Annotated in this window: 17 protein-coding genes and 1 tRNA gene; 4 read left to right on the top strand and 14 right to left on the bottom strand. The window is 57.1% G+C overall.

Going from position 1 to position 19,287, the window contains the following annotated elements:
* Genes AC1DCP_RS25825 through AC1DCP_RS25790 form a run of 8 tightly spaced genes read right to left on the bottom strand, consistent with a single transcriptional unit; the run spans position 1 to position 8,916 of the window.
* On the bottom strand, positions 1-894 hold the full coding sequence (locus AC1DCP_RS25825; protein WP_003518950.1) for an N-formylglutamate amidohydrolase: 894 nt from the start codon (positions 892-894) through the stop codon (positions 1-3).
* The gene (locus AC1DCP_RS25820) at positions 891-1,589 is read right to left on the bottom strand and encodes an RraA family protein (protein WP_065659433.1); all 699 of its coding nucleotides are present in this window, start codon (positions 1,587-1,589) and stop codon (positions 891-893) included. The genes AC1DCP_RS25825 and AC1DCP_RS25820 overlap by 4 nt, the downstream gene beginning before the upstream one ends.
* Complete coding sequence (locus tag AC1DCP_RS25815; protein ID WP_476774829.1) at positions 1,582-2,439, bottom strand: creatininase family protein; 858 nt, start codon at positions 2,437-2,439, stop codon at positions 1,582-1,584. The genes AC1DCP_RS25820 and AC1DCP_RS25815 overlap by 8 nt, the downstream gene beginning before the upstream one ends.
* Positions 2,432-3,988 (bottom strand): serine hydrolase domain-containing protein, encoded by a 1,557-nt coding sequence (locus AC1DCP_RS25810; protein ID WP_333704758.1) that lies wholly within the window; start codon positions 3,986-3,988, stop codon positions 2,432-2,434. Before AC1DCP_RS25810 ends, AC1DCP_RS25815 begins: the two co-directional genes overlap by 8 nt.
* Positions 3,985-5,649: a dipeptide ABC transporter ATP-binding protein gene (locus AC1DCP_RS25805; RefSeq protein ID WP_476774828.1), complete on the bottom strand. Its 1,665-nt coding sequence runs from the start codon at positions 5,647-5,649 to the stop codon at positions 3,985-3,987. The genes AC1DCP_RS25810 and AC1DCP_RS25805 overlap by 4 nt, the downstream gene beginning before the upstream one ends.
* Positions 5,650-5,652: 3 nt before the next feature.
* Positions 5,653-6,468: an ABC transporter permease gene (locus tag AC1DCP_RS25800; RefSeq protein WP_038495639.1), complete on the bottom strand. Its 816-nt coding sequence runs from the start codon at positions 6,466-6,468 to the stop codon at positions 5,653-5,655.
* The gene (locus AC1DCP_RS25795) at positions 6,465-7,409 is read right to left on the bottom strand and encodes an ABC transporter permease (protein WP_476774827.1); all 945 of its coding nucleotides are present in this window, start codon (positions 7,407-7,409) and stop codon (positions 6,465-6,467) included. The genes AC1DCP_RS25800 and AC1DCP_RS25795 overlap by 4 nt, the downstream gene beginning before the upstream one ends.
* A gap of 22 nt (positions 7,410-7,431) precedes the next feature.
* Entirely contained in the window at positions 7,432-8,916 is a 1,485-nt protein-coding gene (locus tag AC1DCP_RS25790) for an ABC transporter substrate-binding protein (protein ID WP_333704756.1), read from the bottom strand.
* 773 nt (positions 8,917-9,689) lie between these two features.
* On the opposite strand from AC1DCP_RS25790, the gene AC1DCP_RS25785 reads away from it, so the two are divergent.
* Positions 9,690-9,839 (top strand): nucleotidyltransferase domain-containing protein, encoded by a 150-nt coding sequence (locus AC1DCP_RS25785; protein WP_333704755.1) that lies wholly within the window; start codon positions 9,690-9,692, stop codon positions 9,837-9,839.
* Positions 9,840-10,773: 934 nt separating this feature from the next.
* On the opposite strand, the gene AC1DCP_RS25780 is transcribed toward AC1DCP_RS25785, so the two are convergent.
* Together AC1DCP_RS25780 and AC1DCP_RS25775 are read right to left on the bottom strand one after the other, a co-directional pair.
* Complete coding sequence (locus AC1DCP_RS25780; protein ID WP_476774826.1) at positions 10,774-11,250, bottom strand: SDR family NAD(P)-dependent oxidoreductase; 477 nt, start codon at positions 11,248-11,250, stop codon at positions 10,774-10,776.
* Positions 11,251-11,348: 98 nt separating this feature from the next.
* Positions 11,349-12,245 carry a LysR family transcriptional regulator gene (locus AC1DCP_RS25775; RefSeq protein WP_111810204.1) on the bottom strand — a complete coding sequence of 299 codons (897 nt, stop codon included), beginning with the start codon at positions 12,243-12,245 and terminating at the stop codon, positions 11,349-11,351.
* A 90-nt stretch (positions 12,246-12,335) separates the two neighbouring features.
* Here AC1DCP_RS25775 and AC1DCP_RS25770 point away from each other — a divergent pair, with 90 nt between their 5' ends.
* Both AC1DCP_RS25770 and AC1DCP_RS25765 read left to right on the top strand, forming a co-directional pair.
* Positions 12,336-13,544, top strand: coding sequence for an MFS transporter (locus AC1DCP_RS25770; protein WP_333704753.1), 1,209 nt, complete (start codon positions 12,336-12,338; stop codon positions 13,542-13,544).
* A gap of 16 nt (positions 13,545-13,560) precedes the next feature.
* Complete coding sequence (locus AC1DCP_RS25765; RefSeq protein WP_476774825.1) at positions 13,561-14,727, top strand: serine hydrolase domain-containing protein; 1,167 nt, start codon at positions 13,561-13,563, stop codon at positions 14,725-14,727.
* A gap of 396 nt (positions 14,728-15,123) precedes the next feature.
* Here AC1DCP_RS25765 and AC1DCP_RS25760 read toward each other — a convergent pair whose 3' ends face one another.
* Together AC1DCP_RS25760 and AC1DCP_RS25755 are read right to left on the bottom strand one after the other, a co-directional pair.
* Positions 15,124-15,759, bottom strand: a complete 636-nt coding sequence (locus AC1DCP_RS25760; RefSeq protein ID WP_236762236.1) for a GNAT family N-acetyltransferase — start codon at positions 15,757-15,759, stop codon at positions 15,124-15,126.
* A 379-nt stretch (positions 15,760-16,138) separates the two neighbouring features.
* The gene (locus AC1DCP_RS25755) at positions 16,139-16,951 is read right to left on the bottom strand and encodes a nickel-binding protein (protein ID WP_038495622.1); all 813 of its coding nucleotides are present in this window, start codon (positions 16,949-16,951) and stop codon (positions 16,139-16,141) included.
* A 238-nt stretch (positions 16,952-17,189) separates the two neighbouring features.
* Between AC1DCP_RS25755 and AC1DCP_RS25750 the strand changes: the two genes are divergently transcribed.
* On the top strand, positions 17,190-18,254 hold the full coding sequence (locus AC1DCP_RS25750) for a class I SAM-dependent methyltransferase (protein WP_333704751.1): 1,065 nt from the start codon (positions 17,190-17,192) through the stop codon (positions 18,252-18,254).
* A gap of 53 nt (positions 18,255-18,307) precedes the next feature.
* On the opposite strand, the gene AC1DCP_RS25745 is transcribed toward AC1DCP_RS25750, so the two are convergent.
* Together AC1DCP_RS25745 and AC1DCP_RS25740 are read right to left on the bottom strand one after the other, a co-directional pair.
* Complete coding sequence (locus AC1DCP_RS25745; protein WP_476774824.1) at positions 18,308-18,538, bottom strand: type II toxin-antitoxin system prevent-host-death family antitoxin; 231 nt, start codon at positions 18,536-18,538, stop codon at positions 18,308-18,310.
* Positions 18,539-18,915: 377 nt separating this feature from the next.
* Positions 18,916-18,992: transfer RNA gene (locus tag AC1DCP_RS25740), tRNA-Met, on the bottom strand.
* Positions 18,993-19,287 lie beyond the last annotated feature (295 nt).

The raw sequence follows: 19,287 nt of genomic DNA, 5'->3' as shown, positions 1-19,287 counted from the left end.
TTAAAGTTTTTTCGGTGGTTGCTGGCTGGCGTAATCAGCCAGCACGCGGTTCATACGGGCAAGCACGCCCTTTAATGCCTCGTAACCATCGTTGCGCTCGCGAGTTGCCTCGTCCATGTAGAGCTTGCGGTTAATTTCAAACTGCACACTGTGGCGTTGAAGGGCCGGATTCGAATAGGCTGCAACCAGTTCCGCCCCACGAAAAGGCTTGTTGAGCGCAACGACTAGCCCCTGCGCTTCAAGAGTTTCGGTGATCAGCGCTATAAATTCGCTGGAGGCTGACCCGCCGTGCAAATCGCCAAGGCAAATATCTGCCCGCACCGTTCCCGCCGGATCAGACGAAATCGCATGGCCAACGGCGGTCATCGAATGGCAGTTGATGTGATAAACACGGCCAAACCGGCTGTAGACGGCATTCAGCAGGCCAGCCAAATGTTCATGGTAGGGCTGCCAGTAGGTGACGATCCGCGTCTCAGCTTCCGCCACACTCATGGGTGCCGCATACATTGGCTCATCGCCCCAGGCGTAACGCCACATCAACCCCATGCCGCGTTTCGCCGTTGCGCTTTCACGCACTGGATGAGGCCAATCACCGTCCACAAGCTGGGTGTCCATATCGAGCAAGGACCGGTTCACATCGAGAAAACTGCGGGGAAAACGCGCGCTCAGTAACGGCGCACCGACATCACATGCCGACGAAAACAGATCATCGATATGGGTGTCTGCGGCTACTCTCACTCGCTCTGCGGAAACAGCAGGGTGGAATCCCCTAGGCATGTCCAGACCGCTATGGGGGCTGTCAAACACCATCGGAGCCAGAGGCGTGCGGGGTGCAATCACCGAAAGTACGCCCTCCAGCGTTATATCTTGCAACTGGCCATAGAGCGGGGTCATTTTTGTGTTCCTTCCGTTGCGCCTGGCTTGAGGCGCGCGTTCAACTTGTCCACCGCGCGGGTGATGTCACCGAGCTTTTCGCCATCGAGCAGCCGCTGCATGGTGCGGGCAACACGTGTCTCACGGGCTATGCAGATATCAGCTATGTCTGCCGCCTCATCCGCGGGCAGCACCACCACGCCGGAAGCATCCGCCAATACGATATCGCCCGGCAAAACCGGCACACCACCACAGGCGATCGGTCGATTGAATGTGCCACCAAGATCAAGCTGGCGGGTGGTGACAGACGAAACACCGCGGCACCAGACGGGCAGCCCTTCGGCGATGATTTCCGCGACATCGGTACAGGGCCCGTCAATGATGACACCGGCAACACCTGCCATGCGCGCAGCCCGTGCAACCGCACCGCCAAGGCAGGCATGGCGGCTGTCACCCAACCGATCAATTACCAGCATGTCGCCGGGGCGCACCTGGCTTAGCGCGTAATGCAACAGCGTCGAGCACATGGCGGGAATGGCGAGCGTGACGGCAACACCGGCACGGGCCTGTTGCTGCGGCAAGACCGCTTGAATAGAACCGGTCATGAAACCGGTATGACGCAGATGCCCGACACTGGCCGTTTCAATCTGCTGCAACGCCTCGATAACCACCTGGGGAGGCGTAACCGGCATTGCACCGATACGTAATTCAGTCATGGCTTTCTCCTTGCGACGGCCCTGCGACGGATGCCTCAAAAGGCTGTACGGCATTTCGTGGATCGAAACCGGCGAGATGGCGCATCAACCGCGCAGTGTGGCCAACTATATGGCCACAAATCACCTGACCATTTTCAGCACTTGCCAATGAGGCCCGACCACCGAGCATACCGGCCGGATCGACCTCGGTGCAGTCAAGCGGTATCTGGACCGGTATTCCCTCAAAACGAGTGGCAGAGACACCACCAACGGGCAGACCGAACACGCTGCCACGCGGCGCGGGATCGCGCATCGCCTCTGTTCGAACCAGTTCGGGAAAAAGATGCATATAGACCGAAGTCATCGGTTCACCGCCGTGACCGCGCGCGCGCGCGGCGTCATCACCGTAAAGTGTCTTCCACAGGCCATCCGGCAAGCTCTGCCAAATGTTCAGTGCCGGTATCAGCACCCCTTTTTCACGGCGCAACTTGCGGCAAACCTGATCGATCAGCGGTGCATTCGTTGTGTGACCATTGAAAATCAGCAGCTGTTCATAACCGTGATCAAGGAAGGAGGTCAKGATATCCTCAAGCACAGCGGTGAACGTCGCGGCACGCAATTGAATTCCACCGGCTATCGCCCGGAAAAATTCAGCATGGCCAAACGGCAGCACAGGCGCTGTCAGCCCGTCGCCCGCCCGGGCGCTCATTTCCGCTAGCCGTTCGGTCAGCATGAAATCACCCATCGGCGCGTGCGGCCCCTGCTCTTCCTGCGAAGCAAGCGGAATGAGAATGACTGCGGGGCGTTTCATACGCTCCGCAAATGTCTCATGCGTCATGTGAGAAATCGCAACCGGTTCATTGTCAACCATGCTGTTTCTCCCTTGCATGCTGCTCCAGCAGTTGCCCCTTGATGTCAGGAAATTCAAGCTCGGATGAATTGACATTTACCCGCCTCGAAAGGATCATCGAGCCGTCTGTAAAGCGTAAGCGAACAGTATCGCGAAACGCCGTTTCAACGAATATCCAATCCATTTCCAGAACCGTGTCGGCACCGTCATTTTCAAGAAGCCGGGCCGAGGCCAAGACCCTCAATCCGCCGACTGGCTGGTAGGAATGGTGCAGCCTTGCGCCGGGTATTGTGGTAACAGTTTCAATGTAAAAACCGCATCCTGCCCGTACTTGATGTTCACCATCCGCATCGCGAAGAGTGACACTCAGTTCGTTATTGTTGGCGGCAAGAGCGATGCTTTCGATAGCTTGATCGTTGGGTTCGACCATCCATATGCCGCACGGCACTTTTTCCGCCGAAAACGCCATGTCTGCAAAATTTTTTAGCCGCAATCCAGCCAGACGTTCGTCCAGTTTCTCGGCGCTCTCAGGGGTGCCACCGCCTTTGCCGAGTGCTGGACGCAGCACGTCATAAATAAGCTGATGGACACGGCGATCACTGTCTTCCAACCCGCCGGTAAACGCTAAGACGGCATTTTCTTCCTGCAGGACGATACAATATTGGCCAAACAGGCCATTGGCGGAAAAACTGTTATGGGGGCCACGCCACCATTGATATCCGTAGCCTTCACGCCGGCTAACCTTTTGACCATCTCCGACTTCGTCCGGGCCGAGATAGTGGTCTCCTGTGAAAACACCGAGTACCACGTCCCGGATCTGCATGCCGGTTGCGGCCTGCACCCATTGCCGGGGCAGAAGCTGTCGGCCCTGCCATTCACCACCCTGCAAGTGCAGTATGCCCAGCTTCAGCATGTCCTCACTGGTGCAACTGAGGCCATTACCGCCGGTGTTGACGCCGTCAGTGCCTGTGTCCCATGTCATATTCGTAGACATGCCCATCGGCTGGAATATCCGCTCAGAGAGATAATCCGCGATCATCCGTCCCGTGACCTGCTGCACGATGGCTGACAGCATGTAGCTTGCAGCACTGTCGTAGACAAAAACTTCTCCAGGATTGTGGGGTGTGGGCTGGCGCAGGAAATCATCCACCCAGCTTGAAAGCACCCGCCGCCAGGAGCCTCCAGAAATGCCGCGCCCATGACCGCTGGTCATGGTCAGCAGATGCCGTACCTTCATGGCCCGCAGGTTATCGTCGACCGGTCCTGCATAGTCAGGGAAAAATTGCAGCACCGCATCATCGACCGACAGCAGACCATCCGACACGGCCAAACCAGCAGCCATAGAGGTAAAACTTTTGGTCACGGAATGCATCATATGCGGGCGGGCAAGTGAATAAGGTGCCCAGTAAGCGCTGGTGATCAGTGCACCATCCTGCCAGACGAGAAGGCTATGCAGTTCGAGATCGTGACGTTCGATCTCGTCTAGCATGGCGAGGATTATCGCTGGGTCTGTGCCCCGCGAGGCGGGTGTTGCCCTTGGCAGATCCGTAGTTACTGCTGTCAATTTCATTGCAATTCGTCCGCCTGCTGTTTTTCCGTTTCTGCGAAACGCCAGTTCAGCGAAACGCCGGTTTCGGTGCGGGTCAGGGTTGGAATGGCCGACAGCAAGGCCCGCGTGTATTCCGACTGCGGAGCATCAAAAATGTCGTCGCGATTGCCTTGCTCAACGATAGCGCCATCACGCATCACCACCACCCGGTCGGCGAGCTGTTCGACCACACCGAGGTCATGGCTGATAAACAGGCACGAAAAACCATATCGTTTTTGAAGATCAGCCAGCAGTTCCAGCACTCTGGCACGCACAGTAACGTCGAGCGCCGACACCGCCTCATCAGCGATCACGAACTGCGGCCGTCCGACAATGGCACGCGCAATTGCCACGCGCTGACGCTGGCCGCCGGAAAGCTCGTGCGGGAACCGGTCAGAATAACGCCCGTCGAGCCCCACTTCTTCCAGAATGGTGCGGGTGCGGTACAGCTTTTCTTCCCGCGTCGATGTGGTGTCGTGACGCAAGGCTTCCGCCACGATATCGCGTGTTTTCATGCGCGGATCGAGCGAGCCGAACGGGTCCTGGAAGATCATCTGGCAATTGAGACGGTAGTTGCGCCACACGGGCGAATCCGGCTTCACCTCTTCGTCGGCAAAGAAAATGCGGCCGGCAGAGGCAGGCACCAGCCCGGCAATACAACGGCCAAGCGTTGTCTTGCCGGAACCGGAGGCACCGACCAGCGCCACGATTTCACCCGGCCGCACGACAAGGTCGACACCATGCAAAGCCTTTTTGGTCTTTCGCGGCGCCATAAAACCTGCACGGGCACTGTATGTGACCTCAATGCCGCGCACTTCCATGACGGGCTTTGATTGCGGATCAATGTCTCTCAACGGCCCACGCATCGGCATGGATTGCAGCAATTCGCGTGTGTAGTAATGGCGTGGATTGGAAATGATGTCCGCAACCGGACCCTGCTCGACAATTTCCCCCTGCCGCATGACGATGACGCGGTCGCAGTAGCGCGCCACCATGGGCAGGTCGTGGCTGATCATCAACAGTGCCGTGTTTTCACTCCGCACCATCTCGAGCATCAGTTCCAGCACCTCGCGCTGTACCAGCGCGTCAAGCGCTGTCGTCGGCTCGTCCGCAATCAGCAGGGATGGTCGCAGCAGCATGGCAGATGCCAGCATCATGCGTTGGCGCATGCCGCCTGAAAAATGATGCGGGAATGCCAGCAACGCACCGTCGGGATCATGAATGCCGACCCGCCGCAAAATCTCGAGAATTTTGGCGCGCCGTGCAGCGGCGTCCAGCCGTGTGTGAAGTTTCAGTGGCTCTTCAAGCTGCTTACCAATGGCCATCGACGGATTGAGCGAGGTCATTGGTTCCTGAAACACCATGCCCAGCCGGGAGCCACGCAATGCGCGAATTTCCTTACCTTTCATTAGTGGTACAGAGCGGCCTTCAAAACGGATATCGCCGCCCGAGATGGCGATAGCGGGTGGCTGGAGACCCATGAGGCTACGTGCCACCATGGTTTTTCCCGAACCGCTTTCGCCGACAATACCGACGATTTCACCCGCACCAACGCTGAACGAAACATCGCTTACGATACGGTGGTCATCAATACCGTTTACGGAAAGGCTAAGATTTTCGACCTGAATAAGAGGCTGTTTCATTGCTTACAATCCTCGCATGCGGGGGTCGAAACGATCGCGGATCGCATCACCGAACAGATTTATGCCAAGTAGTGACAGGGAGATGCAGAGACCCGGGAAGATGCCGAGCCAGACAGCTTCGGCGATGTGGGGACGGCCACTGGCCAGCATGTTGCCCCAAGTCGGCGCTGGCGGCGGCACACCAAGACCAAGGAAGCTGAGTGCACTCTCAGTCAGCAGGACCGATCCGAACATGGAGGTTGCCAACACGATTACCGGACCAAGGCAGTTCGGCACTATGTGGCGGAACATGGTATAGACAGCCGAATTGCCCATGATGCGAGACGCTTCGATAAACTCCCGTTCACGCAGTGACAGCACCGAACCGCGCACCACCCGTACCATGGAGGGCGTGTAGGCAATGCCGAGCGCCAGAATGATGCCGTACATATTGGCACCCGTAATCGACAGCAATGCCAGCGCCAGCAACATGCTGGGAAAAGCCAGTAGCGCATCGTTCAATGCCATGATGACGCGGTCCGTCCAGCCACGGGCATAACCCGCCAGAACACCAAACGACACGCCGGCGAGAACTGCAATGCACACCGTCACGAGGCTAATAGAGACACTGGTTCCTGCTGCTGTCATTAGCCGGGACAGCACGTCGCGACCGAATTCATCGGTGCCAAGCCAGTGAGTAGCGTTTGGTGCCTGCAACTTGGAGCGCAGATCGATGCGCATCGGATCGAAAGGTGTCCAGATGCGTCCGGCAAGGGCCGCCCCGAGAAAACAGGCGAGAAGGGCGCCGCCGAGAATACGATTTCGTTGATGGCGTTTCATTCTGCAKTCACTCTCGGATCAAACAGGGGATAGAGCAGGTCAACCAGCAGATTGACGAGCAGGTAAGTGACGGCCACAAACAGCAAGCAACCCTGCACGACGGCGTAATCACGAGCGTAAATGGAATCGACGATCAGTCTACCGAGGCCTGGAATGGTGAACACGGTTTCCACCACGGCAACACCGCCAAGAAGGTTGCCTAGAACCAAGCCAATAAGCGTCCAGGTCGGGCCAAAAGCATTACGTGCCGCATGGCGCAGAAGCACCGCCGCCTCACCCAACCCCTTGGCGCGGGCATGAGTAATGTAATCTAGCCGCAGCACATCAAGCGTCGAGGCACGGGCCATACGAACGATAATGCCTACTTCATGTAGCACCAGAGTTGCCACTGGCATGATCAGGTAGATCAATCCGGCAATCGGGTCGTCAGTGACCGAAACATAACCCAGTACCGGTAACCAGCCGAGTTTGAGACCGAAGCCGAGCAGGATCATCAATCCCAACCAGAAGGTCGGGATTGAAAGCAGCAGAGTGGACATCGCAACAATAGCAAGATCAAGTCCCCCATTCTGTTTCCATGCCGCCGCCATGCCGAGTGGCACGGCAATAAGAACGGAAAGACCAACTGCAATCAGCACCATCCACGCGCTGGTCGAAAAACGCTGCAACACAAGATCAAGCACCGGCTGGCCATTCAGCACAGAGTAGCCGAGGTCACCTTGCACGGCATTGCCAAGCCAGATGACAAATTGCAGTGGCACGGGTTTATCCAGTCCCATCGACCTGCGGGCGGCGGCCAGCGCATCCGCATCGGCGAGATCGCCGAGCATCAGACTGGCCGGGTCGCCGGGTATCAGCCGGATGAGGCCAAACACCGCTACCGAGACGATGAACAGGGTGGGGACTGCCGACAATAATCGGCTCAGGGCAAATTTCAGCATGGTCAGTATCCGCCAGTCATTCTCACTGGGTTTTCTCAACACCCCAGAAGCGGGCGAACCCCTGCCAGGTGCGATATCCCTTTACCTTCGGGCCGGACACGCCAACATCGAGACCGTTGGCGAGCATGACCAAAGGTGCCTGCTCCAGAAAACGGGTATGCAGGTCATCAAAGATCGCCTGACGTTTTGCCTGATCGGTTTCCTGCAGCGCCTGATTGACGAGTTTGCTAACATCAGCATCATCCCAGACAGCATTGGCCTTCTTGGCTTTCGAACCGACAACCGTCTGATAGGCGAGCGCCGGCTCGGTGCGGTTGGAATAATTGAATGCCATGATCTGGTATTTACCGCTATTGAAGCGGTCGAGTTGGCTTGCCCATTCAAGTACTTCGATTTCCGCATTGATACCGGCAGACTGCAACATGGCCTGCGCGATGATTGCGGTATCATAGTTGATGGCCGAGCGACGGTTGGTGAGAATGTTGATCTTCTCGCCTTCGTAACCGGCCTTGGCCAGCAGTGCCTTCACGGCATCAGGGTCATAACTGTAACCCTTGTCATGTGCCGCCGTATGATAAAGCGAGCCGGACGCAACGAGCGAATTGTTGGGAACACCCAGCCCGTAGGTTACGGAATCAACGATCTGCGGTGTATCCAGCGCGGCAATGACAGCCTGACGCATTGCAACCTTCGACATCAACGGATCGGCGGTCTGGAACAGCATGGTCACGAGGCCACCGTGAGGAGCCGCAACAATGTTGAAGTCCTTTTCGTCCTTCAACTTTGCGGCCTCACCCGGCGGCAGGTAGGGCAGCACATCAAGAGCGCCACTCTTGAGACCGGCCACCGCCGTTGCGGTGTCCGGCACAACAACATATTTCACCTCATCAACAAGAACTTCCTTGCGTCCGCCGTAACCGTCGGGCTGCTCTCCCGAGATAGAATAGTCAGCGAATTTCTTCAGTGTCAGTCCTTGCCCGCGTTTCCATTCGCCGAACTCAAACGGACCGGTGGCGACTGGCGCCTTCCACTTGCCGTCATCTCCGAACGAGGCACGGTGCACGATACCGGTGGATCCACACTGCGCCTGCGCCATGTAGTTCAGGAACATCGCATCGGGACGATCAAGCGTAACAATAACCGTGTTTTCCTTCGCCACGATTGTCTGGACCTTTGCGTCGCGACTCCCATCAAAAAATGTCTTGCAGCTGAATTCCGGGTCACGAATGAGCTTCTCGAGGCTCCACTGCACATCGTAAGCGGTCATCGTCTCGCCATTGTGGAATTTCACGCCGTCACGCAGCGTAAATGTATAGGTTTTTCCATCGTCGGATACCGTCCATTCTTTAGCCAGCATCGGGCGAACTTCACCCTTTTCACCTGCAGCAACCAGCCCTTCAACCACGTTGAGCATGACGGAATCCGTGCCAGCATCGCGGTTTATGCCCGGTTGGGAGCTTCTGATATCAGCGGTGATCTGCACGTTCAGCGTATTGGCTACAGCCAATCCGGGAAGAGTCAGGGCCACAGATGCAAATAATGCACGCAAGGCCGGTTTCGACAGTGACATAAGTTCGCCCTCTTGTTTTATGTTGATGCAAAAAACATTTCATATGTAAAAATCATAGTCAAGCATGTTTCGATATGCATCATGGAAACATGTTCGAGCCACCCCACTTACATCATGCTGCAACTGTCTGCGGCGGCCCATGGAGGAAAAACTGAAACTGGATGTAATAGGCCTGCGCATTATCGAGGCAATGAAGCTCCACGGACGCCTGTCCAAACAGACGCCGGCGTAGCCTTTGGTTTGTCGACCACCCCGGCTTGGGCGCGATTGAAACGGATTAAGGCACAAGGTTTGGTCACTGGTTTTCACGCCCGCTTATCAAGGGCTGAACAACTGCCCGTTTGGGTGCTGATGGACGTAACACTGGCCAGCCATCGCCGGTGGATTTCAAACGCTTCTAGAGCGCTGTCAGCGCCAAAGCGGAAATTGTGTCCTGCTAGTCAGTGGCGGTGGCGTCTATTATTTCCTGACGGTGTTAACCACTGACATCGACAGTTATCAACGCATCGTCGGCCGAATGCTGGCCATGGAAATCGGTATCCACCGCCGCTTTACCCATATCGTGAACCGGGCTGAGAAAGACGGGATGGACTAAATTCACTCCAGGATCAGACCGGGCAGGCTGCCCAGCAGCTCTCTTTGACCCGATCATGTCGCCCGGTCTGTAATAGGTAAAGCATGTAGATGGTTTTCGGAGGTTGAAATAACATTTGGGTCATGGACCGAACAATTGCCATCCGACGCTTAAAGAAGCACGATCGCGCCATAAACGGCATGGGCGCGACGGGCCTTATCTATTTGGATCAACAGCGCGGGATGAAGCCGGCTCTTCCAGCGATTTAGACGTTTTCATTGATTAAGACCCTTCCAAAAAGTTCTCGCTTCTGGACCTACTTGGGGTTAAGCAGTTTCTTGAAGAAAAGCTGGCCATAGAGGTCGATGTGACCACTCGCAATAGCCACCATCCCATGCTTCGCCGCGACAACGACCAATCGGCTGTTCGAGCATTTTGATGGTAAAGCGAAAAGTAGAGCCTGTTCTGGCGGAAATGCTGGAAGAAATTGAAGGCATTCAGAGCCACACGACCGGTAAGACATTAGCGGACTTTGAACAAGCTTGCCGTCAACCGTGGGCTGGAAATCGTCTCCGAAGCATCACGGCACGTTCCCGATGAATTGCTCGTGTTAGCGCCGAGTTGCTGGAGCACAACCTTAACGAAGAGGTCCTCTTTATTCGCGGTCGCTACCATGACCAAGATACGGCATCAGTCCAAAGGTGACTCACCGAAGCGCTCACAAACGATTTCACCGACGATGTTTCCTTGGCCCTGCAGAACGGCGCAGTGGACGTGGCCGACCTGCCATCGGGTACCGTCCTTAGGCGCATTCCTTAGCTGATTCATATCTTTCCCGCGCACCTGCGGGGACGCAACGGGTCGAGGGGGTTGGACCCTCGGCATTTCGGTCACTTTATTACTCATCGGGGAGGTACGTGGTTTTTCGAAGAACTACATCCGTTCGGATTAATGCCCGTCACCATGTTGGTTTCAAACCCCGACGCTTGCACAGACATGGTCAATCGACTTAAGCGGCTTAGTACCAGCGCCGGTTTTTTTCCAGCGACCACAGTAGTAAATTCGTCGCAGCGCTTTACGGACTCCGGGCCAAAGTGGTCGACCCGCAGTCAACGAAACGACACCGGTTATGTCCCCCTTAGTCTTGAACCGGGAAGATTCGAATTTTTGGTTGCTGACCATGGTATCGGTGTTCTTACTAGTTTGAGATCAAGCCCGAGCTACGCATATTTGACCGACCATGATTGAACTCGTTCTCTCCGGGGGATGTCCGTTCGCGACGCTTCCTGCACGGCAGCTAGCTCAAGCGCGGTGTTTCTAGCCCTGATGTCATCCAGCACGCGAACGCGGTCGGTGTCACTCCGGCCAGGCAGGATCATTTTGACCGTGACCCAGTGAGGCGCGCGTTGCGTCGACAGTGTTTTCGACCACCCGGCGACCGCGGCGCGAACCGCTTTCGACAGGGCGAAACCGGCAATGGGTCGCTCGATGCCCGATGAACCGATGATGATGATGATGATGCGCCCCCATTGACGTTCGATCGTGCCGTATGCAAGCGCATCGGTGATCGAAAAGATCGAAACCCGCCTCGAATCGACCGCTGAACGCCATGCCTCAGGCGGCTGGCCGAGTGCTGGCGAGCGGCTTTCGGAATGGGCGGAAATGTCGTCGCGCCCCTTTGCCTTTGCGCTGGCCACGTAGGCGCGGACGATCTCCTGATCCTTTCAAGCGAACGTCCGTTGCCGCCAGTGAGGCCTAAGGCCGCGAGGCGTGGTGCGAACGCGCGAATGACAAATCACCTATGTTGCTCACGCAGAAGGTTTTCAGCCATAAAGGAGACGAAGGCGGACACCTTCGGCGAGGGATGCCGGTTTGCCGGCCAGAGGATGTGGAAGGCACCGACCTCTTGCATATAGTCCTCAAGCACGCTGACCAGGGTACCTCGCCGGAGCTGCTCCCGGATCGCGAATTGCGGCAGGCATGCAAGCCCGAAGCCCCCCTCGGCTAGGCAGATCTGCGGCTCGAGCGTGCTTGCTACCGATGTCACGGGAAGAACAAGTTCAAGGGCCGCGCCGTCCGCCACCATCGGCCAGCGCTCCAGCTTGCCGGTGGACGGATATTTGTGATGATGGCAGGCGTGACCGAGCAGATCGTCGGGGGTCGAAGGCACGCCACGCGCCGCGAGATAATCGGGCGATCCGACGATCCGGTGCGAGAATGCCCCTGCCCGACGCATCATCAATCGCGAGTCCCGGGCTTCGCCGGTGCGGACCACGGCATCGAAACCTTCGTCGATCACATCCACCAGCCGGTCGGTGAAGTCGAGGTCAAGCTCGATCTCGGGATAGGCACGCATGAAGGCCATGACTGCGGGCATCATCAGCATGCCGATTAGTGGCAGGCTGACACGAAGACGTCCGCGCGGCGCCTGACGGATTTGCGACAGCTCCAGTTCAGCGGCCTCGATCTCGCTGAATATACGGCGGCAGCGATCGAGGAACAGAGCTCCTTCCGCAGTCAGCGTCAACGAGCGCGTCGAGCGATGGAAGAGGCGAACGGCAAGCCGCTCTTCCAGCCGCGCGACCGCCTTGCCGATGGCCGAGCCAGAAACGCCAAGCCTCGCGGCTGCACCCGCAAAACTACCGCAATCTGCCGTTTGAACAAAGGCATTCAATGCGCCGAGATGTTCCATCCACTGGTCCCTATTGCGGACATATATGTCCGATATGATGAGAACTCTAGCATAATTCTCCAATCGCGGCGACCGGCTTATGGTCAGGGCATGACAAACATGCACTTATCCGCCGCGTCCCCCGTCGACCCGCCCCAACCTCGTCGTCTGCCGCTCTCGGGCCTGCTCGCACTCGCCATGGCCGGCTTCATCACCATTCTGACCGAGGCGTTGCCCGCAGCTTTGCTGCCGCAGCTCGGCGCGGGCCTTGCCGTGTCGGACGCACTGGTGGGCCAGATGGTGACGATCTACGCGATTGGATCGCTCATCGCCGCGATCCCGCTGACGGCGGCGACGCAAGGCATACGACGGCGGCGGTTACTCCTCGCTGCCATCGCCGGTTTCGCAATCGCCAATACAGTTACAGCCGTCTCCTCTAGCTATCTGCTGACGATGGTCGCACGATTTTGTGCCGGCGTTTCTGCCGGGTTGCTCTGGGCGTTGCTCGCAGGCTATGCGGCACGCATGGTGCCCGAGGCACTAAAGGGACGGGCTATCGCGGTGGCCATGGTCGGCACGCCGCTCGCGCTGTCGCTTGGCATTCCGGCCGGTACTTTTCTGGGCACCCTCCTCGGGTGGAGGGCGTGTTTTGGCCTCATCAGCGGCTTGACTATGATACTGGTTGTTTGGGTTATCGCGAAGGTGCCAGACTTCGGAGGCCAGCCTATGGAGCGTCGCCGCGGGCTCGGCACGGTGTTTACTCTGCCCGGCGTGCGCCCGGTCCTGTTCGTCACCATTGCCTTCGTCCTCGCTCACAACATCCTGTACACCTATATCGCCCCGTTCTTGGTCGAGGCCGGCATGGCAGCGCGGACCGATCTTGTGCTTCTGGTCTTCGGCACGACAGCACTGGCAGCAATCTGGATCGTCGGTGTCCTGATTGACCGTCAACTGCGAAGCCTGTCGCTCGCCAGCATCGCTTTGTTCGGGCTTGCAGCGCTGGCACTTGGGCTATGGGGTGAGAACCCAGCGGTTGTCTACGGTGCAATCGCAGCCTGGGGCCTCGCTTTTGGCGGAACTGCCACGCTGTTTCAGACCGCTCTTTCGAACACCGCAGGCGATGCTGCCGATGTTGCTCAATCCATGCTGGTCACCGCCTGGAACCTGGCCATCGCCGGTGGCGGTATCGTCGGCGGGTTGATCCTGCAGCAGAGTGGCGTTGGCGGCTTCGCGCCAGCCATTCTTATCCTCCTCGTCCCCGCCTTCATCACAACACTTCTTGCACGCCATCATGCCTTCCCACCGGCTACCAATCCCTGATCCAAAGGAAATTCTCATGACATCCTCAAATTCTTCGATCGTATCGCGCCTGGACGCTGTGATAGACGGCGCGATTGCAGCCGAACGCATCGTCGGTGCTGTCGTCCTTGTCGCGCTCGACGGCAAAACAATATATTGCCGCGCAGCAGGGCTCGCCGACCGGGATGCCGGCACGGAGATGCGAACTGACGCTATCTTCCGACTGGCCTCCGTCTCGAAACTCTTCTCCGCTGCGGCTGCCCTAGCGCTGGTCAGTCGCGGGATACTGGATCTCGATCGACCAATCACGGAATGGCTACCGGCGTTCACGCCGACCTTCGAGGGACGACCGGCTCTTATCACCTTGCGTCATCTGCTCAGTCACAGCGCAGGGCTCAGCTACGGCTTTTTTGAGCCGGAAGGCGGGCCTCTCGCCCAAGCAGGCGTGTCGGACGGTATGGACCGCTCCGACCTGACGCTTGCCGACAACATCCGGCGCCTTGCCGGCGTCCCCCTCTCCTTCGCTCCGGGGTCGGCATTCCGCTATTCGTTGGGGATAGATGTTGTGGGTGCGGTGATTGAGGCGGCAACAGGGCTCGCCTTGCCGGAATCCATCCGCAAGCTCGTCACCGAGCCGCTCGGTCTTAAGGATACCGGTTTCGCGCCTTCCGATCCATCCCGGGTTACGGCTGCATACGCGGACGCCACGCCACGTCCCCGCCGGATGCACGAACCGGACTGCTTGCCATTGCTCCCCGGTATGGCAAGCGTGATGATGGATCCATCACGGGTGTTTGATACCATCGCTTTTCCTTCAGGCGGCGCCGGTATGGTCGGCACAGCGTTCGATGTGTTGCAGCTGATAGAAGCGTTACGGCAGGGCGGCGGTGATATGATGACTGCCGATCATGCCTCCGTGATGGCGCGCGACCAGATAGCCGGGATCGACATCGAGGGATCGCCGGGCTGGGGCTATGGTCTCGGTTTTTCGGTGCTGCGCGACAGCCAGGCCGCAGGCGTCACCGAGCCGGCAGGCACCTGGCGCTGGGGCGGGGCCTACGGGCATAGCTGGTTCACTGACCCAATTAACGGCCTGACAGTTGTGGCCCTGACCAATACCGCATTTGAGGGCATGTCCGGCGCCGGGCGGTTTTCTACCGATGTCAGTCGGGCCATCTACGCAGCGATGGCGGAGCCGTCATGAGCGAGAAGTGAAATTAGCGATGCTATCCAACAATTCTAATCGAAGACTACGCCTTGAGGCGGGTTCAAACAGGCGCCCATCTTTGCGACCATGCTATAAAAACGATTTTTCCGTCTCGCGCAGATAATCTCCCTTCACCGAAATATCATTCGTTCACACGATTAGCCAACAGCTTCATGAGATCCATTCATTCGTGAAGAATCGCCACGATTAGGGCGGGCGCATCCTGATGTTGACACCGTCCGGCGACTGAAGGCCGCGGGGAGATTAGAGCTGTATGCGTATCATCCTGAACATGATCCAGGTTTTACCTTGGATTTCGCATAGGAGTCGCTCGTGAGAGACCCAGTTGGTTTATGCGGGAAGCTACAGCCGGATTGGTAACCCGGGACGGTCTCAGCGAACTTTGGAATACAGGAAAGCGTCCCTTGGTTCGTTCGACAAATTTGGATGGAAAAGATACCGCCGAAGCAACGCTTCCTGGGTCATACCAGCCTTTTCCATCACACGTGCTGAGGCCACGTTCATGACATCACAAGCTGCCTCGGTGCGATAGATCATCGGATGGGTAAGGGCATGCTCGATTGCCCATTTTACCACTTCAGTCGCAACGCCCTGTCCCCAGTGATCCTTCCGGACAAGCCAACCGTAGGAAACTCGCGGTCCCGCCAGTCGCGCGTCAATCCTTCCAACAAGTTCGCTCGGCACTTCGCGTCGGCAAATGACCGCTGGAAACGTGGAGCCACCTTCCCACTCCAGATAGGAGCGTTCCGCAGCTTCCTGCGTCTGGGAAAGGTCTGTGTGCGGACGCCAAGTGAGATATTTCGTCACTTCACGATCAGTTGCCCAACCAGCAAAGATTTCGTCGCCATCAGATGGTTGAACCCGCCTGACTAGAAACCGCTCTGTGAAGAATTCCTCCGGGAGGCGATACGCCAAGTCCATTCCATCGATCCTTGATCGCGCTCTTGCCAGCGCCATTGCAGCGTACCGCTTGGCGGCGCAACGTACATTATTTGCGGCCGATGCCATGCAACGTTTATAGATTTCCCAAATTAGCCATGGAAATCAGTGCCTGAAATGTAATTCTGTAGTTTTTCTATCTAATGCCGCACTTTTCATCAATAGGCTCCCAACCAAGGCGACATTGAATTGCAAAGTGACCGTGACCTGCCACTGAGAATTTCCTCGAGAATAAATTAGAGTCCGGCCCATTTTGAACCGCCCCAGGTTTCTGGACCAGCTGAGGCTAGAGTTTTCCGGCTTCGCAGAGCGGCCGCCCGGCGGTGGGGCAGGTGTCCACACCTCGCCAGACATCAGGGCGGTGTTGCCCGACCGAACAAACCGCACGGTGGCTCCGCGCAGATCACCATTTGATGGTCATTTCTACATCAGATTTCAAATCACGTCGCTAGTGCAGCCACTCGCAACGATAGGCGATGACCGGGTCGGCAAATCCTTTCAGTCTGTATTGATTGCCATGGACGAGGACATCGGCGCTGCCATATTCCTGGAAGGTCTTGTCCGATATCAGGATCTGGTCGCTCTCGGCCGCGGCACAGAGCCTGGCTGCCAGTTGCACTGTCGCACCGAAGAAATCATTGCTGTCCTCGATCGGCTCACCACAATCCAGTCCAATGCGGATGTGAATGGGCTCACCGTTGCCGCTGTTGTAGCGATGGAACTCGCGTTGGATATCAATGGCGCAATCCACGGCAAACGGTACGGACGAGAATACAGCCATTATGCCGTCGCCGGTGTGCTTGACCTCCCGCCCCGACCGTCGCCCGAGACAACCGCGAACCAGGGCATCGTGTGCGCGGACTAGTTCCGCCGCCATACGATCGCCAAGGCGGGCCGTCATCTCGGTTGAACCGACAATATCAGTGAACAGGATCGCACGGTGGCCGGCATCCATATCTTTCGAGATGGTAGCAAGCGACAAGGGATCCTGTATTCGCCCGAGAAACGCTTCCACAGCGGAGAGAGCGACTTCCACAACTTCACTGGCGACAAATCCGTGGGCTTCCCGATGTACGCACTGCGCAGTTTCAGCGTCTGGAGCATCGATAAGGCAAAAGGCCGTACCACGCCTTTCATCAAACCAGTAGGTCAGGAACCTGACGCCGTACTGATCCTGAATGTTGAGATCTTTAAGGTGTGCCGCGGCGATATCCGCCGCTGAAACTCCGGCAAGCTCGTGCCGGTCCATGAAGATAGGCATTGCTTCCTCCCGGGAGTATATCGTTGCCTGGTCTTGAAGCCAGTTTACGACTTCCCCGCGCCATCGTCCATCACTCTTACCTGTAACGCTAGTCAGGAGCGGACCACCGATAGAGCGATATTGGTTTGCGTGACAAATTCAGGGTATTCGGCTATCTTACGTCGCCTACGAGCATTCACTGACGCGTAAATTTTCGGTCAGCCTTTGCCCGCCAACTCAATTAATTGGGGGGAATGAAATGACACAGCTCGACGAAACAAAACTGAATTCTTTTATTGGCAAAATGCTGGGCGATCTAGGGGGAGCCTTCAGTGTTCCAACTGTCAGGATTGGCTTGAGATTGGGCCTGTTCGATACGTTGCGCCGCGCCGGACCGCTAACATCCACAGGCCTTGCGGCAGCCTCCGGTAACCTGTTGGAACGCTACGTCAGGGAGTGGGCGCTGGCACAGGCGGCAAACGGCTACATCGACTACGACAGCGGTTCCGGGATGTTCAGTCTCTCACCCGAGCAGGCCATGGTGTTCGTCATTAAGGACAGCCCCGTCTATCTCGAAGGAGCTTTCGATCTGGTCGCGGCGATGATCGAGGGAGAGCCCAAGGTTGAGCACAGCTTCCGGACCGGCGGCGGGGTGCGATGGGGTGACACTGCAGGTTGCCTATTCTGCGCAACGGGCGCGTTCTTTCGGCCGGGATACGTGAACAATATTGTCCAATCGTGGCTGCCCGCCCTTCATGGCGTCGAGGACAAACTGGAGAAAGGCGCCCGGGTCGCCGATGTCGGCTGTGGCGTCGGCTTCTCGACAATTCTTATGGCCGAGGCATACCCCAACGCCAGCTTCACAGGCTATGACTTCCACGAGCCATCCATAGAAGAGGCCAACAAGCATGCCCGAAGCCATGGGGTGGACGACCGGGTGAAATTCGTGGCGGCGACGGCCAAAGACATCAAGGATACGGATTTCGATCTCATCACCAGTTTCGACTGTCTGCATGATATGGGTGATCCGCGTGGGTGTGCGGGGCACATGTCTCGTATCCTTAAAAAGGACGGCACCTGGATGATTGTCGAACCTATCGCGGGCGACCGCCCGGCGGACAATATGAATCCTGTCGGCCGCCTTTACTACAATGCATCAACCATGATCTGCGTGCCAACGTCACTTGACCAGGAGGTTGGTGAAGGATTGGGAGCTCAGGCCGGCGAAGCTAAGCTCTCAGAGGTCATTCGTTCGGGTGGCTTTTCCAGCGTCAGGCGAGCCTTCACCGGGCCTTTCAACATGGTTCTGGAAGCGCGGGTTTAGGAGTGTTTCGGGAGCGATGCGCGCCGGCATTGTAGACCAGAGCATTTGCCAGTTCATAGTGCGGAACATGGCGACGAGATTTGGTGGCGATCAGCCGCTCGTGCTCTTGCGTCGTCGACGAGGTTGCGGCGCTTTCCGGTGAGGCGCTCGAACTCGCGTTTCGTCATCAACACATGAGATGACCTGCCGCGATGGGTGATGATCACAGGTCCCGCTTGGGCGGCTTTCTTTGCCTTGCTAACGTCAAGATCGACTTCACTGCAGGACAAACGTGTCATGGTCATCGGAAACCTCTATGTAATCCTAAATCCCAAATGCGGAGGAGCCACCTCCCCTGCGGCATCCCAATCTGGCAAAATTTTATCACGAGGAGATCGCTGCTCTTCACGACCAGCTTGGCAACGAGGAGACGAGGGCACAGGCGGCCGACAAGCTTCGCACGCTGGTAAACCGCATTGATCTCGTGGCCGATGGTGCGGAACTGGTGATCGTACTGCGCGGCAATCTGGTTGCGATCCTGACGTTTGCTTCTGGCAAGAGGAAAACAGAGTGCCTGAACGAGAGGGCAATACTCGAAAAATTGTTGAGCCGAGCCAGGACGATCGAAAGGCAAAAACGCAAAAAGCCTCGTGATGGGGCTTTAGTGGCATCCCAGGGATATTGGTTGCGGGGGCAGGATTTGAACCTGCGGCCTTCAGGTTATGAGCCTGACGAGCTACCGGGCTGCTCCACCCCGCGTTACCAGCGTAAATCCCTATTGGATTTATCGCGACCAGCGTAAATCCGTATTGGATTTATCGCGACTGCATCACAGGGACGCTGTGATGTATACTTCCGGAGCAAATTGCCGAAGGCGATTTGTCTCCTTTAAGGGACGCACCGTAGTAAGCGGCAAGCTGACCCCATCTGGCGTCAGTAGCGCGGGCTCAGCTATTGAGTAATGACTATTCACCAGCTGTGAGCTTCTATGTCTGCGCCTATCTCTGGAACTAGAAACTTTCATATGATCGAGGCCGTTCCGGAACGTTTTGAG

The sequence above is a fragment of the Agrobacterium sp. 10T429 genome (assembly GCF_056393925.1).
The sequence above is the reverse complement of the archived record's forward strand: the minus strand, read 5'-3'. Positions and strand labels throughout refer to the sequence as shown.

Bases quoted from the DNA above. Each gene is read 5' to 3' on its own strand.
- AC1DCP_RS25825 (WP_003518950.1), bottom strand. From the start codon at position 894: ATGACCCCGCTCTATGGCCAGTTGCAAGATATAACGCTGGAGGGCGTA.
- AC1DCP_RS25820 (WP_065659433.1), bottom strand. From the start codon at position 1,589: ATGACTGAATTACGTATCGGTGCAATGCCGGTTACGCCTCCCCAGGTG.
- AC1DCP_RS25810 (WP_333704758.1), bottom strand. From the start codon at position 3,988: ATGAAATTGACAGCAGTAACTACGGATCTGCCAAGGGCAACACCCGCC.
- AC1DCP_RS25805 (WP_476774828.1), bottom strand. From the start codon at position 5,649: ATGAAACAGCCTCTTATTCAGGTCGAAAATCTTAGCCTTTCCGTAAAC.
- AC1DCP_RS25800 (WP_038495639.1), bottom strand. From the start codon at position 6,468: ATGAAACGCCATCAACGAAATCGTATTCTCGGCGGCGCCCTTCTCGCC.
- AC1DCP_RS25775 (WP_111810204.1), bottom strand. From the start codon at position 12,245: ATGGAACATCTCGGCGCATTGAATGCCTTTGTTCAAACGGCAGATTGC.
- AC1DCP_RS25770 (WP_333704753.1), top strand. From the start codon at position 12,336: ATGACAAACATGCACTTATCCGCCGCGTCCCCCGTCGACCCGCCCCAA.
- AC1DCP_RS25765 (WP_476774825.1), top strand. From the start codon at position 13,561: ATGACATCCTCAAATTCTTCGATCGTATCGCGCCTGGACGCTGTGATA.
- AC1DCP_RS25760 (WP_236762236.1), bottom strand. From the start codon at position 15,759: ATGGCATCGGCCGCAAATAATGTACGTTGCGCCGCCAAGCGGTACGCT.
- AC1DCP_RS25755 (WP_038495622.1), bottom strand. From the start codon at position 16,951: ATGCCTATCTTCATGGACCGGCACGAGCTTGCCGGAGTTTCAGCGGCG.
- AC1DCP_RS25750 (WP_333704751.1), top strand. From the start codon at position 17,190: ATGACACAGCTCGACGAAACAAAACTGAATTCTTTTATTGGCAAAATG.
- AC1DCP_RS25745 (WP_476774824.1), bottom strand. From the start codon at position 18,538: ATGACCATGACACGTTTGTCCTGCAGTGAAGTCGATCTTGACGTTAGC.